Source organism: Buchnera aphidicola (Nippolachnus piri), assembly GCF_039383305.1.
GTDB lineage: Bacteria > Pseudomonadota > Gammaproteobacteria > Enterobacterales > Enterobacteriaceae > Buchnera_F > Buchnera_F aphidicola_AZ.
Window position 1 is genome coordinate 90,293 of record NZ_CP135009.1, and the last position, 11,920, is coordinate 102,212.

The 11,920-nt window shown below is 19.3% G+C and carries 12 protein-coding genes; 9 read left to right on the forward strand and 3 right to left on the reverse strand.

The window, feature by feature from the left end; all coding sequences use genetic code 11:
* The first annotated feature begins 4 nt into the window (after positions 1 to 4).
* The 6 genes from infC to RJT25_RS00445 all read left to right on the forward strand — a co-directional run bounded on the left by infC (position 5) and on the right by RJT25_RS00445 (position 5,076).
* The gene (infC, locus tag RJT25_RS00420; RefSeq protein ID WP_343126713.1) at positions 5 to 547 is read left to right on the forward strand and encodes a translation initiation factor IF-3; all 543 of its coding nucleotides are present in this window, start codon (positions 5 to 7) and stop codon (positions 545 to 547) included.
* Between the two features lie 67 nt (positions 548 to 614).
* Entirely contained in the window at positions 615 to 812 is a 198-nt protein-coding gene (gene rpmI / locus RJT25_RS00425; RefSeq protein WP_343126620.1) for a 50S ribosomal protein L35, read from the forward strand.
* Between the two features lie 42 nt (positions 813 to 854).
* Positions 855 to 1,217, forward strand: coding sequence for a 50S ribosomal protein L20 (rplT, locus tag RJT25_RS00430; protein ID WP_343126621.1), 363 nt, complete (start codon positions 855 to 857; stop codon positions 1,215 to 1,217).
* 112 nt (positions 1,218 to 1,329) lie between these two features.
* Entirely contained in the window at positions 1,330 to 2,340 is a 1,011-nt protein-coding gene (gene pheS / locus RJT25_RS00435; RefSeq protein ID WP_343126622.1) for a phenylalanine--tRNA ligase subunit alpha, read from the forward strand.
* An 11-nt stretch (positions 2,341 to 2,351) separates the two neighbouring features.
* Complete coding sequence (pheT, locus tag RJT25_RS00440) at positions 2,352 to 4,757, forward strand: phenylalanine--tRNA ligase subunit beta (protein WP_343126623.1); 2,406 nt, start codon at positions 2,352 to 2,354, stop codon at positions 4,755 to 4,757.
* A 4-nt stretch (positions 4,758 to 4,761) separates the two neighbouring features.
* Complete coding sequence (locus RJT25_RS00445) at positions 4,762 to 5,076, forward strand: integration host factor subunit alpha (RefSeq protein WP_343126624.1); 315 nt, start codon at positions 4,762 to 4,764, stop codon at positions 5,074 to 5,076.
* Between the two features lie 409 nt (positions 5,077 to 5,485).
* Here RJT25_RS00445 and glyS read toward each other — a convergent pair whose 3' ends face one another.
* Positions 5,486 to 7,573, reverse strand: coding sequence for a glycine--tRNA ligase subunit beta (glyS, locus tag RJT25_RS00450; protein WP_343126625.1), 2,088 nt, complete (start codon positions 7,571 to 7,573; stop codon positions 5,486 to 5,488).
* A 29-nt stretch (positions 7,574 to 7,602) separates the two neighbouring features.
* Positions 7,603 to 8,481, reverse strand: a complete 879-nt coding sequence (locus RJT25_RS00455) for a glycine--tRNA ligase subunit alpha (RefSeq protein WP_343126626.1) — start codon at positions 8,479 to 8,481, stop codon at positions 7,603 to 7,605.
* A 195-nt stretch (positions 8,482 to 8,676) separates the two neighbouring features.
* Between RJT25_RS00455 and nfo the strand changes: the two genes are divergently transcribed.
* Positions 8,677 to 9,516, forward strand: coding sequence for a deoxyribonuclease IV (gene nfo / locus RJT25_RS00460; RefSeq protein ID WP_343126627.1), 840 nt, complete (start codon positions 8,677 to 8,679; stop codon positions 9,514 to 9,516).
* A 101-nt stretch (positions 9,517 to 9,617) separates the two neighbouring features.
* Positions 9,618 to 9,932, forward strand: coding sequence for a 50S ribosomal protein L25 (rplY, locus tag RJT25_RS00465; RefSeq protein WP_343126628.1), 315 nt, complete (start codon positions 9,618 to 9,620; stop codon positions 9,930 to 9,932).
* 142 nt (positions 9,933 to 10,074) lie between these two features.
* On the opposite strand, the gene RJT25_RS00470 is transcribed toward rplY, so the two are convergent.
* The gene (locus RJT25_RS00470; RefSeq protein WP_343126629.1) at positions 10,075 to 10,845 is read right to left on the reverse strand and encodes a DedA family protein; all 771 of its coding nucleotides are present in this window, start codon (positions 10,843 to 10,845) and stop codon (positions 10,075 to 10,077) included.
* 167 nt (positions 10,846 to 11,012) lie between these two features.
* Between RJT25_RS00470 and rsmA the strand changes: the two genes are divergently transcribed.
* Complete coding sequence (rsmA, locus tag RJT25_RS00475; RefSeq protein ID WP_343126630.1) at positions 11,013 to 11,825, forward strand: 16S rRNA (adenine(1518)-N(6)/adenine(1519)-N(6))-dimethyltransferase RsmA; 813 nt, start codon at positions 11,013 to 11,015, stop codon at positions 11,823 to 11,825.
* Positions 11,826 to 11,920 lie beyond the last annotated feature (95 nt).

An 11,920-nucleotide genomic window follows, 5' to 3' on the forward strand; every position in this document is an offset into this window, starting at 1 on the left:
GCGTATTAAATTCGGAAAAAAAACTCAAGTAATTCGTTCTCATCGTATTAATGAAGAAATTTTTGCTTCAAAAGTACGTTTGACAAATTTGGAAGGTGCGCAAATTGGAATTTTTTCTTTAAAAGCAGCTTTAATTCAAGCTCATAATTTTGGTGTAGATTTAGTAGAAATAAGTCCTAATGCTAATCCTCCAGTTTGTCGGTTAATGGATTACGGAAAATTTTTATATGAAAAAAATAAAGCAGCCAAAAAACAAAAAAAACGACAAAAAATTATTTTACTTAAGGAAGTCAAATTTCGTCCTAGTACACAAGAAAGTGATTATCAAGTAAAATTACGAAATTTAATTCGTTTTTTAGAAGAAGGTCATAAAGTCAAAATTACATTAAGATTTAGAGGTCGTGAAATGGCACATCAAAATCTTGGTATAAATCTTTTAAAACGAGTTGAAAAAGATTTAAAAATTTTATCTATTATTGAATATTTTCCTACTAAAATTGAAGGTCGTCAAATGATTATGTTAGTAGCTCCTAAAAAAAAATATTAAATTAATATTATTTGTTATATAAAAAATTATTTTATATTTAAAAAAAAATTAATACGGAAGATATTATATGCCTAAGATTAAAACTGTACGTAGTATTTTTAAGAGATTTAAGAAAATTTCTTTAGGACGTTTAAAACGTAAACAAGCAAATTTAAGGCATATTTTAACTAAAAAAACAACTCAGAGAAAACGTCATTTAAGACGAAAAATTTTAGTAAAGATTGTAGATCAGAAAAGAATTTTATTATGTTTACCATATGTATAGAATTTTTTTATTAATTTTTTTATTTTTAAAAAGGAGTTTTAAATGGCTCGTGTTAAACGAGGAGTAACAGCGCATGCTAGACATAAAAAAATTTTAAAACAAGCAAAAGGATATTATGGAGCTCGATCTCGAGTATATAGAGTCGCAAAACAATCTGTAATTAAAGCCGGTCAATATGCTTATAGGGATAGACGGCAAAAAAAAAGAGAATTTAGAAAATTATGGATCATTCGTATTAATGCTGCTGTAAATTTTTATAATTTATCTTATAGTCAATTTATGTATGGTTTAAAAAAAATATATGTTTTAGTCAATAGAAAAATTTTGTCAGATTTAGCTATTTTTCATAAAAATGATTTTTTGTTATTAGTTAAAAAAGTACAGGTTTTTTTAAATCATTCTTAAAATTTTTTAAAAATAAAAAAAATTAATATTTAAATAATATTTTTTAAAAAAAATATTAAAAAATTTCATATAAATTATTTTCTATTAAAGATTGAAGGTAAGGAAAATTAATATGAAGTCTCTAAAAGAACTGAGTATAGTTTTTAAGAATATTTTTAAAGAATTTAAACAAGAATTACATAATATTCATAATTTACAGAAAGTAGATTATTGTAAGTCTAAATATTTAGGGAAAAAAAGTGTTTTGATTCAGTATTTTAAAAAGATAAAAAAATTTTCTGTTGAAATTAAAAAAAAATATAGTTTTATATTAAATAATTTTAAGCAAAAAATTTTAGAAAATATTTTAATAAAAAAAAAAGATATTAAAAGAAAAATTTTAGAAAATAAAAAAAATATAATACAATACGATGTTTCTTTACCGGGACGTCGTATAGAAACTGGTAGTTTACATCCTGTAACTATTATTATTCAAAAAATTTTAAGTTTTTTTTTAAAAATGGGTTTTATAAGTTTAGAAGGCCCAGAAATTGAAGATGAATATCATAATTTCGATGCTTTAAATATTCCTCAGAATCATCCTTCTAAAAATTTTAGTGATACATTTTGGTTCGATTCAAATCGTTTATTACGCACTCAGACTTCTAGTATGCAAATTCGAGCTTTAGAAAAATATGAAGTGCCTTTTCGAATTGTTATTCCAGGAAAAGTATATCGTTATGATTTAGATTCTACGCATACCCCTATGTTTCATCAAATAGAGGGATTGATAATTGAACCTTTAATTTCATTTACAAATTTAAAATGGTTTTTAAATTTATTTTTACAAGATATTTTTTCTACTGATATTAAAACTCGATTTCGTAATTCTTATTTTCCTTTTACAATGCCTTCATTAGAAATGGATATTCAAAATTCTGAAGGTAGTTGGTTAGAAATTTTAGGTGGAGGTATAGTACATCCAAATGTTTTAAAAAAATTTAATATAAATTCAGAAAAATATTCTGCATGTGCTTTTGGTATTGGAGTGGAAAGAATCGCGATGTTAAAATATAATATTTCAGATATTAGATATTTTTTTGAAAATAATATTAATTTTTTAAAACAATTTAAAAAAGAGTGAGAGATGTATATATGAAATTTAGAGAAGAATGGTTATATTCTTGGATTCCTTCTTTAAAGAATTCTAATAATTTAGAAGAAAAATTAAATAATGTAGGAATAGAAGTATCTTACATATGTAAAAATCGAAAATCTATTTTTGTTTCTAATGTTATTATAGGTACAGTTTATAAAATTTTTAAACATCCTAAGAATTTAAATTATTGTATTTATTTAATAGATTTTGGAAAAATTTTTTTTAAAAAAATTCTTGTTAGTTTTGTTAATTGTTGTCAAATTGGGAATACAGTAATAGTTGCTCTTGCAGGTATTTCAATATATAAAAAAAAAAAAGTTCAGACTTTAAATATATTTGGAGTAGTATCGGAAGGTTTTTTTTGTAGTTTTTATATATTAAATCTTGGATTTCGTAGTCATGATATCGTTATTTTATCAAAAAAAAATTTAAAAGGATTAGAATTTTTTAAATATTTTAAAAAAAATTCTCGAATAATAAAATTTGATTGTCCGACAAATCGAATAGATTTGAAATCTATTTTTGGTATTTCTCGAGAAATTTCTATAATATATAAAGTTCCTTTACCAAAAATTTTTACAAGAAAATTTAATACAGAAGTTAAACCATATTGCAAAGTTCAAAAAAATTTTTTTTCATTTAATAGTAATTACACATATCGAGAAATTCATAATCTTTCAAATAAAAATATTGTATTACCGTTAATAATTCAAGAAAGATTACGAGCATGTAATATATCTTTTCATAATACTTTAGAAAATCTTTTATATTATATTTTTTTGGAAACTGGACATTGGTTTCACATTTTTGATATAGATTTATTAGAAGATTTTCAGATACAAGTTCGTTTGAGTCGAATAGGAGAATATTTTACAAATATTTATAAAAAAAAAATATTTTTAGACAAAAATTCTTTAATTATTTCTAATAAAAATTTAATTTTGTCTACGTTTGACATGTCTCAAACTTTTGGTGCATTTGTTACTAAAAATACTAAAAATTTATTTATTGGTACAATAGATTTTGTTCAAGAATATAATTTTATGAAAAAAAAAGAAATTTTTTTTTTAAAAGATTTTTCACAATACTTAAGATATAATATTTTTTCTAAAAATTGTTTTAAAATCTTAGATTATTATACTTCTTTAATTTTAAAATTTTGCGGGGGTACTGTAACGCCTATTATTACGCAAAATTTAAATTTTTATTCTAAGACAGAAAAAAAAATTTTAGTACGTCAAAAAAAAGTAAATCAAGTTATAGGTTATTCATTTTCAAAAAAAAAAATAATTGATATTTTAAAAAATAATTTTTTTAAATATATTAATATAAATAATATTTTATATTTTTATCCTCCTTATTGGCGTATAGATATTTTTTTAGAAGAAGATGTAATAGGTGAGATTGTTAATAGATTTGGTTGTCAAAATTTACCTATTTTATCTTTTTCAAATTCAATTAATTTTAAAAATATTATTTTAAAAAATTCTGTTTCTTTATTACGAATTAAAAATTTTTTAGTAAATCATGGATATTTTGAAGTTATTACATATAGTTTTATAAATCCAAAATTTCAAAAAATTTTTTTTCCAAAAAAAAAATTTTTAATTATTAAAAATTCTATTTCTTTTGATATGTCTGTAATGCGTATGTCAATTTGGGTAGGATTATTAAATTGTATTTCGTATCATCAAAAAAGACAACATGAATCAATACGAATTTTTGAAACTGGTTTATGTTTTTTTTCTGATAGAACATCAGATTTACATATTAGACAAGAGAAATATCTTGCATGTGCTATAAGTGGAAATTTTTCTATTAATTCTTGGAATTTAAAAAATAGAAAATTTGATTTTTATGATATGAAAGGTATTATTGAATCTATTTTAGATTTATGTGGAAAATTAGAAAATGTAAATATTTCTTTAGAAAATTTTCCTGGTTTAGAACGGCATCAAAGTGCTGGAATTTATCTTTCTGGGCAGTTAATTGGAAAGATTGGAGTTTTAGATTCTTCTTTTTATGAAATTTTTTCTTTAACTCATAGTGTAATTTTATGTGAAATTTTATGGGAAAAAATTTCTTTAAAAAATTCTTTTATAATAAATACTGTTTCTATGTTACCTACAATTACTAAAGACATTTCTATTATTGTTTTAGAAAATATTATTAGCATTCAGATCGTGAAAGTTTGTAAAAAAATTTTAAATAAAGATAATGTGAAGATTTTTATATATGATGTATATTATGGTAAAGGGATTCCAATAGGATATAAAAGTTTATCCTTACGTTTTATTTTTCAAAGTTTTAATATAATGTTAACTGATATAGAAATATTAAAAAAAATTCAAAATTGTATTAATGTATTAAAAATTAAGTTTCAGGCAATTTTAAGAGATTAAATTTATGGTATTAACTAAAGCTGAAATTTCTGATTTTTTATTTGAAAAATTAGATATTAATAAACAAGATATAAAAGAATTAATAGAGATTTTTTTTGAAGAAGTACGTAAATCTTTAGAAAAAGGTGAAGAGGTAAAGTTATCTGGTTTTGGAAATTTTTGTTTACGAGATAAAAAAGAACGTCCAGGAAGAAATCCCAAAACAGGAGAAAATGTTTTTATTTCTGCGCGTCGAGTTGTGATTTTTAAAGCAGGTCAAAAATTACGTAATAGAGTAGAAAATTTTATATTATTAACCAAAAAAAAAAATAAAAAATAATAACTTTTTTTGAAAAAATATTTATAATAAAAAATTTTATTTTTTTAAAATATATAATAGATAAAAATTATTTATATTTTATAGATTTTTTTTATTTAATATTTTTTAAAAGTTTAGAAATTTTTTAAATATTATATTTTTAAAGAAGTCAGAAATTTTTTGTAAAATAGAGAATTTTATTATAAAAATAATTTTAATTTTTTAGAAATGTTAAAGATTTTTAAGGTTTTTTTGTATAAAAAAATTTTTATATGTAAAAAAAAATATTTTTAAAAAATAAAATTTTTTTTGTAATTTTTTTATTGATAAAACATACTCTTAAGTACTAATAATTTTTGTACTTAAGAGAAAAAAAATTTTTAGTAATTGATAAAATTTTTTTATAATATTTTTATATTTTATAGCGGATTTATTTTTTTTTTTTAATTTTTAAATAAGAAAAATCAGATATATAAAAAAATATTTTTTTAATTTTATAAAGAAGTAATAAACGATTGAATTTAACATTTTTTTGTGGATGATTAATTAATTTTGTTTTAAAAAATTTTTCTAGTAATATACATAATTTTTCTAAATTTTTTAAAAAATTTAAATAATACATTTTTTTTTTATAATTTTTATTATCTTTTTTTATTAAATAAATTTTTTTAAATATTTTTTTTTCTAAATTTTTTAAATGATTTTTATCAATCTTTTTATTTTTAAATTTAAAATTTGTTTTTTTTAAAATATTATTAATACGTTTATATGTAAGTAAAATTTTTAAATAATTTTTTTGTTTTTGGAAGAAATGTAAATTTAAAATTCTTAAGTATATATTTACAAAATTAGTTAATTTTAATGATAATACTGATTTGATTATATCTTTAGGATATTTTTTAGTATAAAATTGTATAAATCTTTTATTCAAAAAAAATAAAATTTTTGATTTTAAAAAATTTAAATTTTTTTTAATATTATAAGATTTTAAAGATTTTTGTATTAATTTTGAAATATTTATTTGTATATTATTTTCAATAATAATTCTAATAATTCCTATAGCAGCACGTTTACTTGCATATGGATCATAATTTTTTTGTGGTTCTTCATGAATACTAAATAAACCTGTAATAGAGTCTAATTTATCCGCAATAGAGATAATTTGAGCGATAGAATTTTTAGGAAGAGGTCCTGTAGAATATTTAGGGTAATAGTGTTCTTGAATAGCATTAGATATTTCAAGATCTTCTTTGAAAAATTTTGAATATTGATACCCAATTATTCCTTGTAGTTTTGGATATTCTGCAACCATTAATGTTGTTAAATCACATTTAGAAAGAGATATAGCACGTATTATTTTTTTTTTATTATTTTTTTTTGTTTTTTTATTAATATATAAACTAATTTTTTGCATTCTGATAATTTTTTTAAATAAAGTACCTAATTTATTATGAAAATTAATTTTTTTAAGTAAATTAATGCGTTTTTCTAAAGAAATTAAGACGTCTTTTTTTAGAAAAAAAAGTACATCATCAAATCTAGAACATAAAACTTTTTCATTACCTAAAATGACATTATTTGAATTTTTTATATCTATATTATTAATAAATAAAAAATTATTTGAAAGTATTTTAGTATTTTTTTGATAAGTAGGTAAATATTTTTGCTGTTCTTCCATTACATGAATTAAAATTAATTTAGGAATTTTTAGAAATTTTTCAGGAAATTTTCCAGAAAAAATTTTAGGCCATTCTACTAAAGATGTTATTTCATTTATTAAAGATTTTTTAATTTTAATTGAGCATCCTAATTTTTTTTTAAAAGTGTTAATTTGTTTTAAAATTTCTTGTTTTCTTTTTTTATAATTTATAATAACTTTTTTTTGAAAATATAATTCTTCTGTATATTCATTAGCTTTTTTTAAGGAAAAATAAGAAGGCGATAAAATAAAATGTCCTGTGGATAGTCGATTAGATATTAATCCGAATAATTTTACTGGAATAATATTTTTATTTAATAAAATTAAAATATTTCTTACTGGTCTGATAAATTTTGTTTGTGATTGATTCCAATACATTGAATTTTTACATGGAATTTTTAATATAATTTTTGGTATAATTTTTTTAAGTATATCTTGTAATGATGATGGTTTTTTTTTTATATGAAAGGTTAAATATTCTTTTTTATTAATTATACTTTTTTGAATTTTATTGATAGGTATTTGAAATTTTTTTATCCATTTTTTAAAATTTTTTGTTTTTGTACCATTTTTATCGTATGCTTTTTCAATAGATGGTCCTTTAATTCGTATTTTTTTAGATAAATTGTCATTTTTTAAATTTTTAATTTTTAAAGATAATCTTCGTAGTGTAGAAAAATTTTTTATAGAATCCCATGTGATATTATAAATTTTTAATGTAATTATAAAAATTTTTAAAAAATTTTTAGATAATTCATGAAGTTGTAATGCCGGTAAATCTTCTATGATTAATTCTATTAAGAATATATTTTTATTCATTTTTTAGCCTTAAAAAATTATATTAAAGTTTAAAAAAAATTTTTTAAATAGTTTAAAGAAATAGATTTAATTTGTGTTCGTATTTGTGATACATAATTAGTCCGTTCTATTACTGAAAGAATTTTTTTACATTCTAATAGATTAAAATAATGGATTGCATTTAATACATGTTCATAAGCAGGAACAATCAATTTTTTTTTGTTTTCATTTAAATTTTTAGAGATTTCCATATGAAGTGAATATAATTTATATAATTTTTTTTTATTAGATTCTTCAAAGTTGTATAATGAATGTTGAGTTTCAGATAAATTAAATAAATTTCCATATGTAATTTTTTTATTTTTATAAATATCCCAAATTATTTCAAAAATATTAGTACAATTTTGAATGTGTAATGCTAGTCGTTCTAAACCATATGTAATTTCTACTGAAATTGGATTGCAGTTTAAACTACCCATTTGTTGAAAATAAGTAAACTGAGTAATTTCCATTCCATTAATCCAGATTTCCCATCCTAGTCCGCAAGCTCCTAAAGTTGTATTTTCCCAATTATCTTCAATAAAACGAATATCATTATTTTTTAGATCAATATTTAAAATTTTTAAAGATTTTAAAAATATTTGTTGTATATTATCAGGAGCTGGTTTTAAAAGTACTTGAAATTGATAATAATGTTGTAAACGATTAGGATTTTTAGTATATCTACCGTCAGATGGTCGCCGTGTTGGTTGCACATAAGCAAGTTTTATTAAATTCTTATTTAATACATTAAAAAAAGTTTTAGGATGAAAGGTACCTGCGCCTACATTTAAATCTAAAGGTTGTAAAATAATGCAACCTTGTGAATTCCAAAATTTTTGAAGTTTTTGAATGATTTTTGAAAATGTTAAGATTTTTGAAGAATTCATATTTATAATTTCCAAATTTTTATAATTAATTTATAATGAGTGCATTTCATATCATATTATATTGTTTAAAATAAAAAATTTTTATTTATTTTTTTATACTATACAAAATAATTTATTTTATAAAAAAATTTTATTTTTTAAGTTAGAAGTAATATTTTAGTATACAATAGTTTATTTTTTTAAGGATAATTAAGAGTGACAAAATATATTGGAGCTCATGTAAGTTCTGCGGGAGGAGTTGAGAATTCAGTATTACGTGCGCATGAAATAGGAGCGACAACGTTTGCATTATTTCTTCAAAATCAGAGACGTTGGGAGTCACCTCCATTAACTAAAATTTCGAAAATTTTATTTAAAAAAAATTGTCAAAAATATGGATATGTTTCAAAATATATTTTACCTCATAGTAGTTATTTAATAAATTTAGGACATCCAAATAATTTTTTAAGAAAAAAATCTCAATTTTTTTTTATAAAAGAAATTTATAGATGTCAAGAATTAGGTTTATCAATGTTAAATTTTCATCCAGGAAGTTTTTTAAGAAAAATTTCTGAAAAAAAATGTTTAAAAAATATTATTGAATCAATAAATATAGTTTTAAATATAACAAAAGATATTACAATTGTTATAGAAAATACAGCAGGTCAAGGGAGTAATGTAGGGTATTGTTTTGAGCATTTAGCTTATATAATACGATATGTAGAAGATCATACAAGAATTGGAGTTTGTTTAGATAGTTGTCATTTATATGCTTCTGGATATGATTTACATGATTTTACAGGAATTTTAAATACATTTAAAAAATTTGAAGAAATTGTGAGTTTTAAATATTTAAAAGGTTTGCATTTAAATGATTCTCTTTATCCTTTAAGAAGTCGTATAGACCGTCATGAAAACTTAGGGAAAGGTTATATTAAAAGTTTTTTTTTTAAATGGATTATGAAAACAAAGAAATTTCAGAATATACCTATTATTTTAGAAACAAAAAATAAAAATTTATGGTCTTCAGAAATTAAATGGTTAAAAAGTTTGTGAAGATTTTTTTTAAAAATAATACAAATTTTTTATTATTTAAAATTTTTTAAATTTTTATTTAAATTAAAATTTTATAATATTAATTAAAATTGAGAGAGTTTATGATTATATTTGAAGCAACCCAAAGGACAAAAATAGGTACACAATATAGTCGTTTTATTAGACGGAAAGAAAATAAAATTCCAGCTATTATTTATGGTTTTAAAAAGTATAAACCTACTTTATTAATATTTTTAAAGCATAATAATTTTTTAAATTATCAAATAACGAAAGAGTTTGGTATTAAACCATTATGCATTATATTAAAAAAAAAAAAATATTTAGTAAAAATTCAAGAAATTCAAAGACATGCATTTAAATTGAAAATTTTACATATAGATTTTTTATATATTTCAGGAGATTTTAAGAATTTTTAATTTTTTTATAAAAAATAAATTGTATTTTTTAAAAAAATATTATCGGCACGTATAATTATTATTAAAATTTTTTAAATATAAATAAAAGTTATTTGTATAAAAAATTTTTTTTCGTGCCGATTTAAAACTGACAAAAAAATTTTTATAGAATTTTTTTAAAAATTTTATATAAAACAAAAGTTTGTGGTTGTAAGATTAAAAATATAATTTCAAAAAAAATTATTGAAGTAAATATTATAATTAATATTTTTCCAATTTTCAGAGTAATGTTATATTTATAAATTTTAAAATTTTTTTTTTTAGTTAATAAAAAAATCCATTTATATAGTATCCAGAGAAAAGTGAATATATTAAGAAAAAATAAAATAATAAAAAAAATATAAATTTTAGGATTTTGTATAGAATTAATAGAATTTACTGTTAAATAAGTAAAAATTCCGGGAAAGAAATATATAATAGGCCAAAATATACATGAAAAAAAATTTAAAATTAAAAATTTAGAAAATGAAAATTTTAAGATACCAGATGTAATAGGAATTAAAGGACGAATAGGTCCAATAAATTTTCCAATTATAATAGTTAATATATTATATTTATTTAAATATTTTGTAATTTTTTTTATAAAATTTTTATATTTTTGAAAAAAAAATGTTTTTTTAATTTTTTTTCTTCCTATTCGTCCTAAAAAATAAGAAAAAAAATCTCCTAAATAACATCCTAAAAAACTTAATAACCATGTATAATAAAAATTTAATTTTCCATTACCAATTAAAGTTCCAATTCCACCCATTAAAATTAATCCAGGTAAAAATAATCCAATAAATGCTATTGATTCTAAAAAAGAAATAATAAAAACAAAAAAATATAAATGATGTGTTATTAAAGTCATACTATTAATGAGATAATATTTCATAGCGTCTCTTAATTTTTAAAATGTTTATTATAAAATTGATATAAAATTTTAAAATTTTTAAAATATAAAAAACATTTTTAAATTTTATAATTTTAATATGAATTTATTTAAAAAAATTTTTTTATTTATATTTTCAAATATTTATTAATTTAAGATTATTTCTATATATGAATATAAATTTATTTAAAAAATATCCTCCAATTAAAAAATTAGGTCAAAATTTTTTACAAAATTCAGAAATAATAAAAAAAATTGTTCAAAACATTAATCCTCAAAGTACTGAATATATGTTAGAAATAGGATCAGGATATGGAGCTTTAACAATTCCAATAAGTCGAATAGTAAAAGAATTAATTGTTTTAGAAATTGATGAAAATTTAATATTATTTTTATCTAAAAAAGTTTGTCCGGAAATGTTACGTATTTTTTTAGTAGATGCATTAGAATTTGATTATAAAAATTTTTTTTTACAAAGAAATACATTATTATTTCGTATTTTTGGAAATTTACCTTATAATATTTCTACAATTTTTTTATTAAAAACTATATTTTTTCAAATTCATATTTATGATATGAATTTAATGTTTCAAAAAGAAGTAGCTGAACGTATAATGGCTTCTCCTAATACTAAAAAATATGGCCGTTTAAGTGTTATAATTCAAAATTTTTATAAAATTACTATGATTTTATCTATTTCTAAAGAAAATTTTTTTCCTAAACCTAAAATATCTTCAACATTTTTAAAATTTGTTCCTATTTTAAATAAAAATAAATCTTTAAAATATATTTTTTTGTTAGAATATATTACTAAAATAGCATTTTCTAATCGTCGAAAAATTTTAAAAAATAGTTTAGGTAAACTTTTTAGTGAAAAAAAGATGATTTCTTTAGGAATTAATCCTAAATATAGAGCTGAAAATTTATCTGTAAAACAATATGAAAAATTAGTTAATAGTATTATTTTAGAAAATTTATTATAATTTTTTTAAAAAAATATATAAAAAATAAATGCAAGCATATCTGGCTTGCATTTTAAAAATTTTTATTTTTTTATTTTAATAGATAAGATTTTTAA